The sequence below is a fragment of the Oceanicaulis sp. HTCC2633 genome (assembly GCF_000152745.1).
Lineage (GTDB): Bacteria > Pseudomonadota > Alphaproteobacteria > Caulobacterales > Maricaulaceae > Oceanicaulis.
In genome coordinates, this window is record NZ_CH672428.1 from 706,411 (window position 1) to 723,006 (window position 16,596).

General features: G+C 62.6%; 17 protein-coding genes. 10 read left to right on the forward strand and 7 right to left on the reverse strand.

What is annotated here, in order from left to right; translation table 11 throughout:
• Positions 1–12: 12 nt before the first annotated feature.
• From OA2633_RS03425 to OA2633_RS03435, 3 genes are all read right to left on the reverse strand, one after another.
• The gene (locus tag OA2633_RS03425) at positions 13–801 is read right to left on the reverse strand and encodes a DUF3307 domain-containing protein (protein ID WP_009801092.1); all 789 of its coding nucleotides are present in this window, start codon (positions 799–801) and stop codon (positions 13–15) included.
• Between the two features lie 147 nt (positions 802–948).
• A complete protein-coding gene (locus OA2633_RS15155) occupies positions 949–1,593 on the reverse strand; it encodes a MarR family transcriptional regulator (protein ID WP_009801093.1) in 645 nt (214 codons plus the stop codon).
• Between the two features lie 63 nt (positions 1,594–1,656).
• On the reverse strand, positions 1,657–2,973 hold the full coding sequence (locus tag OA2633_RS03435; protein WP_009801094.1) for a replication-associated recombination protein A: 1,317 nt from the start codon (positions 2,971–2,973) through the stop codon (positions 1,657–1,659).
• Positions 2,974–3,035: 62 nt separating this feature from the next.
• Here OA2633_RS03435 and OA2633_RS03440 point away from each other — a divergent pair, with 62 nt between their 5' ends.
• Positions 3,036–3,452, forward strand: a complete 417-nt coding sequence (locus tag OA2633_RS03440) for a VOC family protein (protein ID WP_009801095.1) — start codon at positions 3,036–3,038, stop codon at positions 3,450–3,452.
• Here OA2633_RS03440 and OA2633_RS03445 read toward each other — a convergent pair whose 3' ends face one another.
• On the reverse strand, positions 3,453–3,656 hold the full coding sequence (locus OA2633_RS03445) for a hypothetical protein (protein WP_009801096.1): 204 nt from the start codon (positions 3,654–3,656) through the stop codon (positions 3,453–3,455). It abuts the gene before it with no gap.
• Between the two features lie 104 nt (positions 3,657–3,760).
• On the opposite strand from OA2633_RS03445, the gene OA2633_RS03450 reads away from it, so the two are divergent.
• The gene (locus OA2633_RS03450; RefSeq protein ID WP_040612426.1) at positions 3,761–4,135 is read left to right on the forward strand and encodes a 6-carboxytetrahydropterin synthase; all 375 of its coding nucleotides are present in this window, start codon (positions 3,761–3,763) and stop codon (positions 4,133–4,135) included.
• A 285-nt stretch (positions 4,136–4,420) separates the two neighbouring features.
• On the opposite strand, the gene OA2633_RS03455 is transcribed toward OA2633_RS03450, so the two are convergent.
• Complete coding sequence (locus OA2633_RS03455) at positions 4,421–5,188, reverse strand: SDR family oxidoreductase (protein ID WP_009801098.1); 768 nt, start codon at positions 5,186–5,188, stop codon at positions 4,421–4,423.
• 89 nt (positions 5,189–5,277) lie between these two features.
• Between OA2633_RS03455 and folB the strand changes: the two genes are divergently transcribed.
• The 5 genes from folB to OA2633_RS03480 all read left to right on the forward strand — a co-directional run bounded on the left by folB (position 5,278) and on the right by OA2633_RS03480 (position 11,175).
• Positions 5,278–5,691 (forward strand): dihydroneopterin aldolase, encoded by a 414-nt coding sequence (gene folB / locus OA2633_RS03460; RefSeq protein WP_009801099.1) that lies wholly within the window; start codon positions 5,278–5,280, stop codon positions 5,689–5,691.
• Positions 5,692–5,722: 31 nt separating this feature from the next.
• Entirely contained in the window at positions 5,723–7,633 is a 1,911-nt protein-coding gene (gene uvrC / locus OA2633_RS03465) for an excinuclease ABC subunit UvrC (protein ID WP_009801100.1), read from the forward strand.
• On the forward strand, positions 7,626–8,207 hold the full coding sequence (locus OA2633_RS03470) for a CDP-alcohol phosphatidyltransferase family protein (RefSeq protein WP_009801101.1): 582 nt from the start codon (positions 7,626–7,628) through the stop codon (positions 8,205–8,207). The genes uvrC and OA2633_RS03470 overlap by 8 nt, the downstream gene beginning before the upstream one ends.
• Positions 8,208–8,306: 99 nt before the next feature.
• Positions 8,307–9,665, forward strand: coding sequence for a globin-coupled sensor protein (locus OA2633_RS03475; protein WP_009801102.1), 1,359 nt, complete (start codon positions 8,307–8,309; stop codon positions 9,663–9,665).
• Between the two features lie 106 nt (positions 9,666–9,771).
• Positions 9,772–11,175, forward strand: a complete 1,404-nt coding sequence (locus OA2633_RS03480) for a globin-coupled sensor protein (RefSeq protein WP_009801103.1) — start codon at positions 9,772–9,774, stop codon at positions 11,173–11,175.
• Here OA2633_RS03480 and xseA read toward each other — a convergent pair.
• Positions 11,172–12,626 carry an exodeoxyribonuclease VII large subunit gene (xseA, locus tag OA2633_RS03485; RefSeq protein ID WP_009801104.1) on the reverse strand — a complete coding sequence of 485 codons (1,455 nt, stop codon included), beginning with the start codon at positions 12,624–12,626 and terminating at the stop codon, positions 11,172–11,174. The genes OA2633_RS03480 and xseA overlap by 4 nt on opposite strands.
• 128 nt (positions 12,627–12,754) lie before the next feature.
• Here xseA and purD point away from each other — a divergent pair, with 128 nt between their 5' ends.
• Both purD and OA2633_RS03495 read left to right on the forward strand, forming a co-directional pair.
• Entirely contained in the window at positions 12,755–14,047 is a 1,293-nt protein-coding gene (gene purD / locus OA2633_RS03490) for a phosphoribosylamine--glycine ligase (protein WP_009801105.1), read from the forward strand.
• Between the two features lie 99 nt (positions 14,048–14,146).
• Positions 14,147–14,542 carry a hypothetical protein gene (locus OA2633_RS03495; protein WP_009801106.1) on the forward strand — a complete coding sequence of 132 codons (396 nt, stop codon included), beginning with the start codon at positions 14,147–14,149 and terminating at the stop codon, positions 14,540–14,542.
• On the opposite strand, the gene OA2633_RS03500 is transcribed toward OA2633_RS03495, so the two are convergent.
• Positions 14,539–15,927 carry a Do family serine endopeptidase gene (locus OA2633_RS03500; RefSeq protein ID WP_009801107.1) on the reverse strand — a complete coding sequence of 463 codons (1,389 nt, stop codon included), beginning with the start codon at positions 15,925–15,927 and terminating at the stop codon, positions 14,539–14,541. The two genes, OA2633_RS03495 and OA2633_RS03500, sit on opposite strands and share 4 nt — an antisense overlap.
• Before the next feature lie 160 nt (positions 15,928–16,087).
• Between OA2633_RS03500 and OA2633_RS03505 the strand changes: the two genes are divergently transcribed.
• Positions 16,088–16,594, forward strand: a complete 507-nt coding sequence (locus OA2633_RS03505) for a YkvA family protein (RefSeq protein ID WP_009801108.1) — start codon at positions 16,088–16,090, stop codon at positions 16,592–16,594.
• Positions 16,595–16,596: the final 2 nt, after the last annotated feature.

Genomic DNA, 16,596 nt, shown 5'->3' on the forward strand with positions numbered 1-16,596 from the left:
GGCGCAAGGGGATCAGGCGGCATTCAGGGCATTCAATGCCCAGACCGTCAGCCCGCCCATCGCCGCCGCCCAGCCAAAGCTCGTCAGCGTACCGATAATGACATACTCGCTCTGGCTGCGTTTGTGAGCGTATTGGAAGCGCAGCACGGATTTGGCGGCGAGCAGGAAGCCGATGGCGGTAAACTCGCCGATCAGGATCAGCACGAAGATCACCGCCCGCTCCAGTAGGCCGATCCAGGCGCCGCCATCCTCTAGCCCGGAATCAGGGGCTTCGGCGCTTGGTGCGACGGCCTTTGTTTCCAGCTCGGGCAAGGCAAACCGGTCCAGGAACTTCCCGATGGTGAACTGCCCCATCCGGGTCGCTGCGATCAAGCCGGCGAAACAGGCATAGACGCTGACAAGTCCTTGAGCGTGCTCCCCTAATCGCCAGCTCCACTCGCCTTGCGCAAACGCATCAGGGAACATAAACGCCGCCAGCACGATGACGCCCAGATGCGCCAGCTGGTCGAGACTGAACGCGGCAAAGTCCCAGCGCGGCTTCTCCCAGCGCTCCACCGTCAGCCCATAGGTCTTGATGGCGTCTATGACCGCATGACTGACTGTCACAACAGTAATCGCCCACAGGGCGTCCGAGGCTTCGAAGCTCAACACCCCCAGCGCCAGCACGCTCGTCAGCAGCACGATCCCGGTATGCAGGGCGAACGCTTCAGGCTTGCGTTTGTTCGTGATGATCCAGTTGAACTGGAGCACGAAATCCGCAGCCATATGGGCGGCCAGCAGCGCGATCGCCGTTTCAAGCATTCTGACCGCTCCACAGGTTCATAACCCTGTTTCCGTCCTTTACAGGCTCTGGGACCTGTCTGGAAACGCCTGCCCACCGGCGCATGCCGGGTAACAGCCTCTGGAGCCTGTAAAGCCCAATTACAGGCTCTGTGACCTGTAATACGATCACAGCCATTCCACCGCCTCAACTTGCTCAAGCAGATCAAGAAGGAGCGGGCCATGCGCACTTTCAAAATGCTGCTGAACGGTCTGTTGGGTAACCCCGATGCGAGAGGCGATGTCGGTTTGCGTCGGCGCGGGGAGCGGCAAGATGTGACGCATCACCAGCGCCTGTTTCTGCGTCCAGTTCTCTGCAACAGCCCCCGCCAGCGCGAAAGACACCGCGCGCCAGCTGTCTTCGGACACGGTCAGACCCGTGCGCTTCAAAGCTATCTGCGCACCTCTAGGCATGGCTTCCAACAATCGGCCGGAAATGCGGAAGGCCGGGCCGTCAGACGCGCCCAGCCCGGCCGGGTTAAGTCCTTCAAGCGGACCTGTTCCCACAGCGATGCGGGTGGCGATGGACCGGTCCACGGACGCCACCGCCGCCGAAAACATTAGCGCCGCACGCAGGGCGAAGCGCGGATCACGCACCAGCACTTGCCAGCCATCGCCGCGATACCGCTCGATGGCCGTCCCGCCCTGAGAGTCGAAATCACGCACAGCGTCACCCGCTTTGAACAAAGCGTCAAAGGCCCGCTCGACAATCTCGCGATCCGTCTTGGTGGAATTAATAAGATCGCCCGTCAGGACGGCGCAGAACTGGGACACGTTTCGCCTCGAACCAGAAAGAAGTCCAAAGTCTAAAAGGGTTCGCTCAACCGACCAACACCCTTAATCCCCGCGCTTCGCCCGCTCCGCCCTGACCGCGCGAAACCGCTCCAGCCGTTCCAGCAGGGCTGCTTCACGGCCCTGGGGTTTGGGTTCGTAGAAGGTGGGGGGCTTGCCCATTTCGGTGGGGAAATAGTTCTGGCCCGAGACGCCGCCCTCCACGTCATGGTCGTACTCATAGCCCTTGCCATAGCCCACCTCTTTCATGAGCTTGGTGGGGGCGTTGAGGATATGGGCGGGCGGCATCAGAGAGCCTGTGCCCTTGGCGGTGCGCAGGGCGGCTTTCCAGGCGGTGTAGACCGCGTTTGATTTGGGCGCGCAGGCGATATGGACCACGGCCTGGGCCAGCGCCAGATCGCCTTCCGGACTGCCCAGAAACTCATAGACATCTTTGGCCGCCAGCGCGGCGTGTACGGCGCCGGGATCGGCGAGGCCAATTTCCTCATTCGCCATGCGCACGATCCGCCGCGCCAGATAGAGCGGGTCTTCCCCCGCGCTCAGCATACGCGCCAGCCAGTAGAGCGCGGCATCCGGGTCCGAGCCGCGCACGGACTTATGCAGCGCCGAGATGAGGTTGTAATGCTCCTCCCGGTCCTTGTCGTAGACCGGGGCGCGCTTTTGCAGCACCGAGGAGAGGTCCTTGAGGTCCAGAGGCGTCTCGGGTTTCAGCGCGATCAGCTCTTCAGCGAGGTTCAGCATGTAGCGGCCATCGCCATCCGCCATGGCGATCAGGCCTTCGCGCGCCTCTTCGGTGAGGGGCAGCGTCGTCCCCTCCTCGGCCTCGGCGCACCTGAGCAGCTTTTCCAGCGCTTCGGCGTCGAGCCGCTTGAGCACCATCACCTGACAGCGCGACAGGAGCGCGGCGTTGAGCTCGAAGCTGGGGTTTTCCGTGGTGGCGCCCACAAGGGTGATGATCCCCTCCTCGGCGACCGGCAGAAAGCCGTCCTGCTGGGCGCGGTTGAAGCGATGGATCTCGTCCACGAACAGCAGCGTGCCTCGCCCCGCCTGACGACGGGCGCGGGCGCGATCAAACGCCTTCTTGAGATCGGCGACGCCGGAGAAGACCGCCGAGATAGCGTCAAACTCGAGCCCCGCCCTTTCAGCCAGGAGACGCGCAATGGTGGTCTTGCCCACGCCCGGCGGCCCCCACAGGATCAACGAGGACAGGCGCCCCTGCGCGAGCATGCGCCCCAGCGGGCCATCCGGGCCCAGCACATGGTCCTGGCCCACCACATCCTCGAGCGTTTGCGGGCGCAAACGGTCGGCCAGCGGGCGTGGCGCTTCGGTCTCAAGACCGGCGGAGGAAAACAGATCGCTCATGGCGCGGACTATGGGCTAAGCTGACCCGTGTTCGCAAATGTTCACACCAGCGGAGCGCAGAGATGAGTGAGACGACGAAACCCAACCCCGTCACGCCCTATCTGAGCGTTCGCAATGGCATAGAAGCCATCAGCTTCTATGAACAGGCCTTCGGCGCGGAAGAAGCTGAACGCTATGAGTTTGAAGGCAAGCTCGGCCACGCCGCCCTGCGCATCAATGGCGGAGTGATCTTCATGGCGGACGAGTTTCCCGAACACGAAGCCATGACCGGCAATGTGGCGCCGCCAACGCTGGGCGACCGCACCACCTTCACGATCAGTCTTCAGGTGGACGACGCGGACGCCTGGCACCAACGCGCGGTCGAGGCCGGATGCACCTCGATCCGGGATGTCACCGAGGAGTTCTTCGGCCGGCACGGCAAGGTGCGCGACCCTTACGGCCATGTCTGGTCATTGGTGACGATGAAGGCCAAGGCCTGATCAGGCGTCCGGCCCCACCTTGTAGTGATTGCCGATCAGCATGACTGTCAGGAGCGCGCCGGCGATGATGCTGGCGAAGCCGAACCAGGGCTCCCAGTGGAGCGCGTAGCTGAGGATCAGCACGAGGATGCCCGCCAGTACGGGCAAAGCCCAGAGAAGGATGGTTTTCGGCGTCAACGCGGGACGGGCGGGCGTTTCACTCATATCGGCTCTCTCTGGCCCGGACTGCGACAAACAGCCGGGAACGGTTCTCTTTTGTACGCTTTGCCTGTATATGGCGCGCCTTGCTTGAGCATGAAACCCTGACCATGACCGATCTGCACCTGGAAATCTCGAAGGACTTCACCTTCGACGCCGCGCACCATTTCGAGCACAAGGACGCCAATCATCCGTTTTCGCGGATGCACGGGCATTCCTTCGCCGGCACGGTGACGCTGACCGGTTCGCGTGCGGCCGAAAGCGGCATGGTCAAGGATTTCTGGGAAATCGAGGCCGAGATCAACAAGATCCGCGAACAGCTCGACCACCGCCTCCTCAATGATGTGGAAGGTCTGGAGCATCCGTCTCTGGAAGCGATCGCCTATTGGGTGTTCGAGCGCCTCGAGAAAACCCTGCCAGGTCTGACTGCTGTCGAGATCCGCCGCCCGAGCTGTGGCGAAAAGGCCGTGGTGCGTCGGGGTTAGCGTTCCGATACTCGGTGAAGGTCTCAGAGAACCGCTTGTCCGGCTAACGCGGATTCATCCTGTCATTAAAACACTTCTCTTGCCCTGCGAAGGCAGGGGCCCAGAGCCGAATGCGCAGCGCCAGACGATCTCTGGATCCCGGCCTACGCCGGGAAAGAGGGTTTAATGTCCCCATTCACTCTTCAGGATGAAGCGTAACAGCAAACCGAACCCGCAGGGCTCGCAAGCGCGACCGCGCGCCCGCAGCTTTAGCGAGGATCGTCACGCCCACGGGCGTGACCCCAATCATAACGCCTCAAACACATCCCGGCTGAGCCTGGGGTCGAAATGCTGGCCGCCATCCACGCACAGCACCTGACCGGAAACAGACGGCGTATTCACAAAGAAGCGCAGCGCCGCGACCAGATCCTCCGGCGTCGAGCCGCGCTTGAGCGGATTGTCGTCATGCACCCGCTCGAACTCGACCTCGGAATGATGCGCGCTCGGCAAGGTCAGACCCGGCGCAATACCGTTCACCCGCACCTTCGGCGCGAGGGATTTCGCCAGCATCTCCGTCATCGTCTTCAACGCGGCCTTGGAGAGTGTGTACGAGAAATAATCGGCATTGAGATTGAAGAGCTTGTAATCAAGCACATTCACGACGCTGGCGCGCTCAAGCCCTTGCCCGGCCACCGCCTTTGTCAGAAGCGCCGGCGCCAGCGTGTTCGCCGTCATGTGACGGTGAAAGCTCTCGGCGCCCAGATCCTCAAGCTGGTCCTGCTCGAAGATCGAGGCGGAATTGACCAGAACGCCCACGGGACCCAGCGCTTGATTGGCGCGTGCGACCAGGCTTGCCGCCTCTTCCGGCTTTGACAGATCGGCGCCCAGCGCGATGGCGCGCACGCCTCGGATCTCTTTGACCAGCGCCTCGGCCTCATCCGCCGAGCTGTTGTAATGGATGATCACATCATGGCCGTCCGCAGCCAGCGCCTCGATGAAGGCGCGGCCCAGTCGCTTGGCGCCGCCGGTGACCAGCGCTGCAGGTTTTTGGCTCGAAGGGTCGCCCATGATCATCCTATCTGCACTCTATCGGCCCAGAGCGGTTTGGCGCCGGGCCATTCCGGCTTATACCGCTCCTGAAGACTGGATGTAGAGGCCGCTTTATGAAACTCGACGCCCTGGCTGCACAAAACGCCGCGAACGCCCGTCCTGATTATGCAGGCGAGCGGGTCAGCGTGCGCGTCAATCGCCTCCGCCTTGAGGCGGAAGTGGGCGTCTATGATTCAGAGCGCGGCCGCAAGCAGCCTTTGGAGATCAGCCTGACCGCCGAGGTCGCGCCTGAAGCCACGCATCCCAATGGCGCCCTCGGGGAAGCGGTGAACTACGCCGCCATGGCCGAGACCGTGCGTCAGATCGTGGGGTCCGCGCACCATGATCTGCTGGAAGACCTCGCCCAGACAATCGCCGACACCCTGTTCGCCGATCCGCGCGTGAAACGCCTTGACCTGACGCTCGACAAGCTGACCGCACTCGAGGATGCCGAGAGCGTGGGCGTCAGCCTCAGCCGCTGGCGCTGACGACTCAGAACTTCGCGCCTATCTTAGGCCCATGGTCAAAGCCAACCGCCCCGACGCGCCCCCGCTCGACAAAGCCTCCGACGCTGGCCCCAGGCCTGCGCCGAAGGAGTATCGCACCGGGCCGGAGATCATCGCCGACTATGTAAAGAACCTGTCCCAGGGGCCGGGCGTCTACCGCATGTATGGCGAGGATGGCGAGGTCCTCTATGTGGGCAAGGCCAAGAAGCTCAAGAACCGGGTGTCGAACTACGCCAAGTCCGGCGGGCACACCAATCGCATCGCCCTGATGATCTCGCTGACGCGGTCGATGGAGTTTGTCCTCACCCGCACCGAGACCGAAGCGCTGCTGCTGGAAGCAAACCTCATCAAGCGCCTGAAGCCCCGCTTCAACATCCTGCTGCGTGATGACAAGAGCTTTCCCTACATCCTGATCCGCCGCGATCATGAAAGCGCGCAACTGACCAAGCATCGTGGCGCGCGCAAGGCCAAGGGCGATTATTTCGGCCCCTTCGCCAGCCCCAGCGCGGTCAACAACACGCTGAACACACTGCAGAAGGCTTTCGGCATAAGAACCTGCACCGACAGCGTTTATGAGGGCCGGACCCGTCCCTGCATGCTCTATCAGATCAAGCGCTGCGCAGGGCCTTGCGTCGATCTTGTCAGCCCGTCCGACTATGACGAGCTGGTGCGCGAGGCGAAGGACTTTCTGTCGGGTCGGTCAAACAGCCTGCGCCAGCGGCTTCAGGACGAGATGACCGCGGCCTCTGAAAATCTCGACTTTGAGACCGCCGCCAAGCTGCGAGACCGCATCCGCGCCATCGCCGCCGTCACAAGCCAGCAGGACGTCAATCCGGACGGCGTGGAGGACGCCGACGTCATCGCGCTCCATCAGGAAGGCGGGAAGACCTGTGTGCAGATCTTCTTTTTCCGCGCCGGGCAGAACTGGGGCAATCGCGCGCTCTATCCCAAGCATGAGCAGGACGCCGCGCCGGACGAGGTCCTGTCGGCCTTCATCGCCCAGTTCTATGACGACAAGCCGGCGCCGCGCCTGATCCTCACGAGTTCTGACCCGCAGCAGGCCGAGCTCCTGGCCGAAGCCCTGACCCTGCGCGCCGGTCATCCGGTCGAGATCCGGACCCCCAAGCGCGGCTCGAAGAAAGCGCTCGTGGAAGCGGCCGAACGCAACGCCAAGGAAGCGCTGGGCCGCAATCTGGCGGAAAGCCGCTCCCAGGCGCAACTGCTGGACGGCGTGGCGCGGGTCTTTGGTCTGGAAGAGCGACCGGAGCGGATCGAAGTCTATGACAACTCCCACATCCAGGGCACGAATGCGCTCGGCGCGATGATCGTGGCGGGCCCTGAAGGGTTCGAGAAGCAGAGCTATCGCCGCTTCAACATGAAAGGCGATGACGCGGCGACCAATGACGACTTCGCCATGATGCAGGCGATGATCCGGCGCCGCTTCACCCGGCTCCAGAAGGAGCGTGAGGAAGGAGCGCCAGTCCCTGACCTGATCCTGATCGATGGCGGCAAGGGCCAGCTTTCATCGGTCATGGAGGTCATGGAAGAGCTCGGCGTGGATGATGTGGCCGTCGCTGCGGTCGCCAAGGGCCCGGATCGGGATGCGGGCCGCGAAGTCTTCTACATGCCCGGCAAGCCGCCTATCCGCATGCCGATGAACGATCCGGTGCTCTATTACCTCCAGCGTATCCGCGACGAGGCGCACCGTTTCGCCATCACGGGTCACCGCGCCAAGCGCGCCAAGCAGATGCGGGAGAATCCGCTCGACGAGATCGACGGCGTTGGCGCCACGCGCAAGAGCGCGCTTCTGAAGCATTTCGGCTCTGCCAAGGCCGTCTCCCGCGCCAATCTGGCGGATCTCGAAGCCGTTGAGGGCGTCTCCAGAGCCCTCGCCCGGAAGATCTATGAGCATTTCCATGAATAGCGTCCTGCGACAGCTGCCCAACATCCTCACCATCGGACGCGCCCTGGCGGGCGTGATTGGCGGCTGGGTGCTGGTGCAAAGTTCGCTGGCGATGCTGGAATCAGACGCGGTCCGACTGGGGCTGATTGCCGCAGCAGTCTTCGTGGTCGCGGCCCTCACGGACTGGCTCGATGGATGGCTCGCGCGGGCCATGGGCGCGCAGAGCGCCCTCGGCGCCCTGCTCGACCCCATCGCCGACAAGGTGCTGGTGGGCGGGTATCTGATCGCCTACTGCGTCATTAGCGGTTTTGACGCCTATCTCGTCTTGCCCGTCATCGCGATCATCGGGCGGGACGCCGCCATTACAGCCCTACGTTTTATCCGCCCCTCCAAAGCCGCTCTGACCGTAACCTCGACCGCCAAGATCAAGACCGCGCTTCAGATGGTGATTACCGCCGCGCCCTTCGTTCTCGTGATGATCGGCATGACCGACCTCGCCCTGTGGTATCATTACTGGGTTGGGGCAGTCTGGTTTCTGGCGCTGCTGACGGTCTGGTCGGCGCGTCCCTATGTGCTGGCGGCCTTCAAGAACTGACGCCACACAACGCAGACGCGAAATGACCTGTTAACCAGACTGAATCGAGTGTGTGAACGTGCTCAATTTCGACGCTTCACAGCTATCCCGCAGGTCACCATGTCGTTCTCGATCGATTATAAAACGCGCATCGCCTTCATGAAGATCAAGGAGCAGGAACGCGAGCTGCTTCGAGAACTCAAACCTGTCATCGCCCGGGAATTTCCCGCCACCCTGGACGCTTTTTACGAGCATCTTAAGGGCTGGCCGGAAATCTACGGCATGTTCGGCGGTGATGCTGGCGTCAAACATGCTCGCGACAAGCAACTCGAACACTGGATGAAAATCGCGGACGCCAAGTTCGATGACGAGTACACCCGCTCCGTCACCGCCATCGGCGACGCGCACGCCCGACTGAAACTCCAGCCGCAATGGTATTTCGGCGCCTACAACTTCCTGATGATGGGACTGATCGAAGCCGTGCTGAACGATCAGCGCAAGAAAGGCTCACCCATCAACTGGAAACGCCATTCCGAAGCCGCGCGTCAACGGGTCTCGGTTCTGGTCAAGGCTGTCATGCTCGACATGGAGCTGGTGCTGACCGTGATCTATGAGCGTCAGAACGAAGAGCGTCTGGCGATCTTCGATCAGCTGGCCACCGAAATGGAAGGCCAGATCGGAGCGATTTCAGACACACTCGCCAAGACCTCGACCGATCTGGCGGAAAGCGCGCGCTCCATGGCGAGAGACGCGGAAACCTCATCCCAGCAGGCCTCCACCGTCGCCGCGGCCGCAGAGGAAGCCACCGCGACCGCACAAAGCGTTGCGGGCGCGTCATCGGAACTGACCAAGGCCATCCAGGAGATTTCAGCCAGCGCAGGCGAAGCGGCCTCCGGATCCTCGCAGGCCGCCCAACAGGCGGAACGCACACGCGTCACCATGAATACGCTGGATGAAGCCGCTCAGAAAATTGGTGAGATCATCACCCTGATCGAGGGCGTGGCCGAACAGACCAATCTGCTGGCGCTGAACGCCACGATCGAAGCGGCGCGCGCCGGCGACGCCGGCAAGGGCTTTGCCGTCGTGGCCAGCGAGGTGAAGTCACTGGCCGGACAAACCGCCAAAGCGACTGACGAAATCTCCCAACAGATCAACAATATCCAGACCGTCGTGAAAAGCGCGGTCGAAGCCATTGAAGACGTGGCGCGGTCGGTTGAACGGGTGAATGGCGTCTCCACCTCGATTTCCGCCGCCGTGGAAGAACAGAACGCGGCAACCGCCGAGATCAGCCGGAACACGGAACAGACCGCCCAAAGCTCGGGGTCTGTATCCCAGACCATCGCTGGCGTGCTCAACAGCGTGCAGAGCACGGCGACGTCCGCCAAAGGTTTGGTGCGGTCTTCTGATGAACTGGGCCAACAGGCCGCCAAGCTCCGCTCGGATGTGGCCGACTTCCTTGCCCGGTTAAGGGCCGCTTAAACCTCAGACCCTATGCAGGACGCCACAATAGAGATGTAGTTCCAAGTTATTGTATAATAACGTTATTCGGAGCACTCTGGCGCAACTTGCATCGGGTACTAATGATATGAGCGAAGTGTCTGACTCCTTCTCTGCGGATGTGGCCGAAGCCTCCGCCAGAATTCGAGCCGACTTGGGTTCCCGCTTGGAATTTCTCGACTTTTCAGAGTCGGACCGTGAATCTCTGCGCCGGCTGAAACCCTTTATCGAGCAGATACTGCCGGGCGTGCTGGACCAGTTCTATGCCGATGTCCTCGACACGCCTGCAACCGCAGCTTTCTTTCCCACTGACGCCATTCGCCGCCATGCGCAGCAGAAGCAGTTCGAGCACTGGATGGAAATCTGCTCGGCCCGTTTTGCTCAGGACTACGTGACTTCGGTCTCCAGGATCGGGATGACCCACGCCCGCCTTGAACTGGAGCAGCGCTGGTATTTCGCCGCCTACCAGAAAGTGATCAGCGGCGTGCTGTGCGCACTCAATCGCCTGCGCCTGAAAGAAGCCGGACTGATGCGCCGAGGCGTCATCGAGCGTCTCGACGCCGATATCCAGGCGCTGACCAAGGCGGCCTTCCTGGATATGGATCTGTGTCTGAGCACGATCGAGGCGGATATGCGCAATCGCCGGGACGCCGAACGTCGACGGCTGGCGAACGATTTCGAGCGGTCTGTCTCCACGATCGTCCGAACCGTCTCGAGCGCGGCTGCAGAACTCTCCGAGACAGCCCGCTCCATGTCCCATACCGCCCAATCGGCCTCGTCCCGCTCGGAGACCGTCGCCGCCGCTGCAGAAGAGGCGAATGTCACAGCGCAAATAGTGGCCCAGGCCGCATCCGAGCTCGACGGCGCCATTCAGATGATCGCGCAGAATGTGACTCTGTCCTCCGAAACCGCCAGCGGCGCGCATGCGGAAGCCGAAGAGACGAGCGAAACCATGGCCCAGCTGAGCGCTGCGGCGGATACGATCGGTGAGATCATCTCGCTCATCGAAACCGTGGCGGACCAGACCAATCTTCTGGCGCTGAACGCCACCATCGAGGCTGCGCGCGCCGGTGAAGCGGGCAAGGGTTTCGCCGTCGTCGCAAGCGAGGTCAAGGCGCTGGCAAGCCAGACCGCCCAGGCCACCGATCAGATTTCACAGCAAGTTTCCCATATCCAGAGCGTGGTCGCGCGGGCTGTGAGCGCCATCCAGGCCGTCACCCGCTCGATCCAGCAGGTCAATGAGGTGAGCACCACCATTTCAAGCGCCGTGGAAGAACAAAGCGCAGCTACAGCCGAGATCAGCCGCACCACGGATCAGACGGCCCGAAGCGCCGGTTCGGTGTCCGAGGAGATCCTGCTGGTCCAGACTGGCGCCGAGGAGACCAGCACGGCGGCGCACTCCGTCGTTCAGGCCTCTGATTCGCTTGGAAAGCTGGCCAGCCAGCTTCAGAGCGACATGACCGAATTCCTGGCCAAGCTGAACGCCGCCTAGAACAGGCTGCCCTGATCCGGACTGGACGGTTTCTTTCGGGATTTCGTCGCGGATTTTGGACGCGCAGCAGGCTTGGAAGCGCTGGAGGGCGAGGCCGAAGATGCGCCGTCAACGATGGCCCCCCTCGTCGTGTCCTCAAATACCAGCGTCACCGCCTGACCGGAGGTCAAGGCCGCGCCCTGGCGCACCAGCGCGCCGGACTCATCCTTCACCAGAGCAAACCCGCGCCTGAGCACCGATTTGTGCGAGAGCGCCTCGAGTCGCGCGCCCAGAGATCCGAGCGTCCGGGCCTGATCACCGAGTTCCCGGCGAAACGCCTGTTCCAGCCGGGCGCCGGACTGCTGGAATCGATCGCCCTTGATCGCCAGATCGCGCCTGAGGGCCGTGGGCCGCATCTGGAGCGCCGCCGCCTGCAATCGGGTCTGCTTGCGCTCCAGACCCGACTGAGCCGCGCCATTGAGCCGGCTGGCGATGAAGTCGAGCTTTTGGTTGTTCTCATTGAGTGTGGCCCGAGGGCTGGGCAGGCCGCGAGAAGCGGATTTCAGATCCGCCGCCTTGCGATCAAGACCGCGCACCAGGGCGCTCATCAGCCGGGCGGTGGTTGTGGAGATGCGTTCAACCAGTTCGCGCCGGACCGGCACGGCGATCTCGGCCGCGCCTGTCGGCGTGGGCGCGCGACGGTCCGAGGCGTAATCGATCAGCGTGGTGTCGGTTTCATGCCCAACCGCTGAAATCAGCGGAATGCGAGAGGCAGCGGCGGCGCGCACGACGCGCTCTTCGTTGAAGCACCACAAATCCTCGATCGAACCGCCGCCTCGCGCCACAATCAGAACGTCGGGAACTGGCACTGGCCCGCCCGGCTCAATCGCGTTGAAACCCTCGATCGCATGGGCGATCTGATCCGCCGCCTTCTCGCCCTGCACCAGGACGGGCCAGAGCAGAACATGGACCGGGAAGCGGTCTTCCAGACGATGCAGAATATCGCGGATCACCGCCCCTGTCGGAGAGGTCACGACCCCGATCACGCGCGGCAGGAAGGGCAGTGCGCGCTTTCCATCAGGAGAGAACAGGCCTTCGGCCGCGAGCGCCTTCTTGCGCGCTTCCAGAAGCGCCATAAGCGCTCCTTCGCCCGCCGGCTCCATCCGCTCGATGATCATCTGGTATTTCGAGCGCCCGGGGAAGGTCGACAGACGCCCCTCGGCGATCACCTCCAACCCTTCCTCTGGCCGGAAATTGAGATGAGCGGCGACGCCTTTCCACATCACCCCGTCTATGACCGCCTTGTCGTCCTTCATGTCGAGATAGACATGGCCGGACTTGGCGACGGTCACGCGGCCCAGCTCCCCCCTCACACGCACATGGTCATAGGCCTGCTCGACCGTCCGCTTGAGAGCGTTGGAGAGTTCGGAAACCGTATATTCGGGCGTGTTGGAAGCGCTGGCGTCTGTCATCCCGTCACCCTAGCCGCGGATTCGGATTGCGTGTACCGCTCAGGCGCCGTTGACCTGCGCGCCCGTCGGGGCCATTCAGCTGTCGCAGACCTTCTGACTTCTCGCTTTCAGGACCACAAGGGCGGACCATGAACATTCTCATCATCGGATCGGGCGGCCGCGAGCATGCCCTTGCCTGGAAGATTTCCCAAAGCCCGCTGGTGGACACCATCTGGTCTGCGCCCGGCTCGCCGGCCATGGACCAGTTCGGTCCCTGCTTCGACGTGCAGCCTGATGATGTGGAGAAGCTCGAACAGCTCGTCCTGCAGCTAGAACCCGATCTCATCGTCATTGGTCCTGAAGTCCCCCTCGCGCTCGGCGCCGCGGATCGTTTGCGCGCACGCGGCTTTGACGTGTTCGGCCCGAACAGGGAGCCGGCCCAGCTTGAAGCCTCCAAAGGCTTCTCCAAGGATCTGATGGCCAAGCTGGGCGTGCCGACCGCCCGCTATGGCCGCTTCACCGAGGTCGACAAGGCCAAGGCGTTTCTCGACACGCTGGAGGCGCCCTATGTGCTCAAGGCGGACGGTCTGGCCGCAGGCAAGGGCGTCGTCATCGCCCCTACCCTGGACGAGGCCAAGGCGGAAGCCGAGGAGATGCTGTCGGGCAAGTTCGGCGATGCTTCGGCAGAACTGGTCATTGAAGAATTCATGCATGGCGAGGAGGCCAGCGTCTTCGTCCTCACCGACGGGGTGAACCGCATCACCCTGCCCGCCTGCCAGGATCACAAGCGGCTTCGGGACAATGACGAAGGTCCCAACACCGGCGGCATGGGCGCCTATTGTCCCGCTCCCGTGATGACGCCTGCGCTCATGGCCGAGGTGGATGAAAAGATCGCCGCGCCGATGATCAATGGCCTGAATGAGGCCGGCCATCCCTATCAGGGCGTTCTTTACATAGGCCTCATGATGACCTCGGAGGGGCCGAAAGTCGTCGAGTTCAATGTGCGTTTTGGCGACCCTGAATGTCAGGTGCTCATGGCGTCCATGCTCGACGATATCGTGCCCGTGCTGCTGGCTTGCGCCACGGGCGGCATGCCAGCGCGGGATTTCGCACAATTGCTGCCAACTGTGGACCAGGCCCGTCCGTCAGCCACCGTCGTGATGGCGACCCGGGGCTATCCGGGCCATTACCACAAGGGCTCGGTCATCTCGAACGTCAAGGAGGCCGGAGAGGTCGAAGGCGTCACCATTTTCCACGCCGGGACCGGGACCAATGAAGTCGGCGAGCTTGTGGCCAATGGCGGTCGGGTGCTGAACGTCACCGCTGTCGGCGATGACCTCAAACAGGCCGTGGAGCGCTGCTACACCGCGGTGGACATGATCGACTGGCCCGAGGGCGTCTGCCGCCGCGACATCGCCTGGCGCGCCCTGGCGCGAGATTGATGCGGACCGCGCACACTCTTTTTTTGTGACAGTCTTGTAACGGCTCCGAACGGACCTACTTACAGTGTGGTTATGCCTTTATAACTCACTGGACGCCTCATGCGCATTCTCGAAGAAGGACAGGGTCGGGTCATACTTGATGTGGGGGACGCCTTCACGGCTGAGGCCGCTCAAAGCTTCCTTCAATTCATGCAGACCTGCCCCTATCGCAACCGCATTCGCCTGCTTGTCCTGCCAGGCCTCTCAAAGTCGCATCTGGACGAGGCTGACGCGATCGCGTTCGGGCGTGCTATTTCCGCCTGCCTGAGCGGCGGGTCGGGGCGGATTGCGGTCGTTTACGACCCCGCCTCCGAGCGCCAGGAGCTGGAATACACCCTGATCGACACAACAATCAGTCTGAATCACCGGCTGATCGCGCAATTTCGCGACATCGACGAGGCCAAGTCCTGGCTGGACTGGGACCTCGCGATATCCGAACGCAAGCAGACCGGTTAGAGAGACAGCGTCCGTGAGAAGCGTTCGCCCCGCCGTTCGATTTCCATCGGCCAGCTGTCCGCGCCCTCTTTCTCTCGCAGAATGCGGTTGAGATCGACCAGATTGTCCACGCGCTCATCCTGAATGGACAGGATGCGGTCGCCGGGCTGGAAACCGAAATAGGCGGCGGCGGAGCGGCGCGCGACCGAAGACACCAGAACCCCGTTCATGAAGGGGTCGATGCCGTTCTCTTCGTTGAAGGCCGGGCTGAGCTGAACCAGCTCGGCGCCATGAAGCGGGTTCTCGCCCGTGATCTCCATGCGCGCGCCCTCAATCGCGCCTGGCGCAGGTTCCGCATCCACGCGCAAGACACGCTCACGCCCGTCCCTCAGAACCGAAAGCTCTGCAGTGTCGCCAATCATGCGCGTGGCGAAGCGGAAACGGGCGCCCACCTCATCATTCACTTCCACGCCATCAACGGCCACCACCACATCCCCCTGCTGGAGACCGGCCCGGTCCGCGGCCCCGCCCTGCCAGATATCGGCGACAATCGCTCCACGCGGGCGGTCCAGCCCCAGGGAGCTCGCCAGGTCCTGGGTGACCGGCTGCAGGCGCGCCCCCAGCCAGGGGCGGATGATCTCGCCATCCTGAAGCGCGGCCTCGACGACCGTGCGCACCATTTCAGACGGAATGGCGAAGCCGATGCCGTTTGATCCGCCCGAGCGCGAAAAGATCGCCGTGTTCACGCCGATCAGCTGTCCGTCCATATCCACAAGCGCGCCGCCGGAATTGCCCGGGTTCACGGCTGCATCGGTCTGGATGAAGAAGGCATAGTCTGAAATGCCGACATCGGTTCGGGCCAACGCCGACACAATGCCGGAGGTGACGGTCTGGCCCACGCCAAACGGATTGCCGATGGCCAGCACCAGATCGCCAACCTCGCTGTCGCCCGCCTCATCGAACGGCAGGACCGGCAGTGCTTCGTTCGTGTCGATTTTCAGAACTGCGAGATCGGTGCGCTCATCCGCCAGGAGCAGCTCCGCCTCGAACTCCCTGCGGTCGGACAGGACGACGCGCAGATCCTGTGCGCCCTGCACGACGTGATTGTTGGTGACGATGACGCCGGTGGAATCCACGATCACGCCGGAGCCCAGCGAGTTCACCTCGCGCTCTCGCACCTGCGGTCCGAAAAAACGCTCAAAAAAGGGATCGCCTGCGAATGGGGTGCGTTGAGCAATCACGCGACGCGAATAGACATTCACCACAGCCGGCGCCGCCTCCCGCACAACAGGGGCGAAGGAGAGCTGAACCTGAGCCTGTGTTTCAGGGACCGCCCGCTCCTGCGCCGCTCCCGGAGCGACAAGGGCCACACTGGTCAACAGCGCAAGCGACAGGGTTCGGATCATGGAGCAATCTCCTCGGGCTAAGCCAGCAAACACGAAAATATTGATAGGCCGATGTAAGATCAGGCAAGCGGCCTGAACAGGGGCTGAGCGATTACGGTTTCGCAAGATCGTCGCGGCGTTCGCTCTCAAACGGGATATACTGCCCCCAGGGGGATGCATCATGCGCAAACAGATCGAGACCTTCATCTTCAGACGCGGCAAGGGCGACAAGGCTCTGGAGAAGATCCAGTCCCGCGCCGAGAAAGCCTATGCGCCGCTTTACAAGGACGGCCGGACCAAAGCGCTCGACCGGGCGGAAGAGCTGGCCCATCAGCGGGTGGAGGAAGCATCCGAGCGTACCGAGGCGGAGTTCGAGCAGGATGAAGCCAAGGTCGAGGCCAATTTCTGGCCGAAGGTCCAGCGTGTGGCGCGCCAGATCCCGTTCCTGGAGGATCTGGTCGCCGCCTATTACGCCATGCGCGATCCTGAGACGCCCTTGCAGGCCCGCGCCGCCCTCGCCTTCGGCCTGCTCTACTTCCTGTGGATCGTCGACATCATTCCCGATTTTCTGGGACTCGTCGGCTATGCCGATGACGGCACAGTGCTGACGACCATCATCCTGCAAGTTGGCGGCGCCATTACCGATAAGCACCGCGCCAAGGCCCGCAAGGCGCTTGGCGGCGATTAGCC

What these genes read in the sequence shown, in the direction of transcription:
- OA2633_RS03425 (WP_009801092.1), bottom strand. Translation starts at nt 801, where the DNA reads ATGCTTGAAACGGCGATCGCGCTGCTGGCCGCCCATATGGCTGCGGAT.
- OA2633_RS03435 (WP_009801094.1), bottom strand. Translation starts at nt 2,973, where the DNA reads ATGAGCGATCTGTTTTCCTCCGCCGGTCTTGAGACCGAAGCGCCACGC.
- OA2633_RS03440 (WP_009801095.1), top strand. Translation starts at nt 3,036, where the DNA reads ATGAGTGAGACGACGAAACCCAACCCCGTCACGCCCTATCTGAGCGTT.
- OA2633_RS03445 (WP_009801096.1), bottom strand. Translation starts at nt 3,656, where the DNA reads ATGAGTGAAACGCCCGCCCGTCCCGCGTTGACGCCGAAAACCATCCTT.
- OA2633_RS03450 (WP_040612426.1), top strand. Translation starts at nt 3,761, where the DNA reads ATGACCGATCTGCACCTGGAAATCTCGAAGGACTTCACCTTCGACGCC.
- OA2633_RS03455 (WP_009801098.1), bottom strand. Translation starts at nt 5,188, where the DNA reads ATGATCATGGGCGACCCTTCGAGCCAAAAACCTGCAGCGCTGGTCACC.
- folB (WP_009801099.1), top strand. Translation starts at nt 5,278, where the DNA reads ATGAAACTCGACGCCCTGGCTGCACAAAACGCCGCGAACGCCCGTCCT.
- uvrC (WP_009801100.1), top strand. Translation starts at nt 5,723, where the DNA reads ATGGTCAAAGCCAACCGCCCCGACGCGCCCCCGCTCGACAAAGCCTCC.
- OA2633_RS03470 (WP_009801101.1), top strand. Translation starts at nt 7,626, where the DNA reads ATGAATAGCGTCCTGCGACAGCTGCCCAACATCCTCACCATCGGACGC.
- OA2633_RS03475 (WP_009801102.1), top strand. Translation starts at nt 8,307, where the DNA reads ATGTCGTTCTCGATCGATTATAAAACGCGCATCGCCTTCATGAAGATC.
- OA2633_RS03480 (WP_009801103.1), top strand. Translation starts at nt 9,772, where the DNA reads ATGAGCGAAGTGTCTGACTCCTTCTCTGCGGATGTGGCCGAAGCCTCC.
- xseA (WP_009801104.1), bottom strand. Translation starts at nt 12,626, where the DNA reads ATGACAGACGCCAGCGCTTCCAACACGCCCGAATATACGGTTTCCGAA.
- purD (WP_009801105.1), top strand. Translation starts at nt 12,755, where the DNA reads ATGAACATTCTCATCATCGGATCGGGCGGCCGCGAGCATGCCCTTGCC.
- OA2633_RS03495 (WP_009801106.1), top strand. Translation starts at nt 14,147, where the DNA reads ATGCGCATTCTCGAAGAAGGACAGGGTCGGGTCATACTTGATGTGGGG.
- OA2633_RS03500 (WP_009801107.1), bottom strand. Translation starts at nt 15,927, where the DNA reads ATGATCCGAACCCTGTCGCTTGCGCTGTTGACCAGTGTGGCCCTTGTC.
- OA2633_RS03505 (WP_009801108.1), top strand. Translation starts at nt 16,088, where the DNA reads ATGCGCAAACAGATCGAGACCTTCATCTTCAGACGCGGCAAGGGCGAC.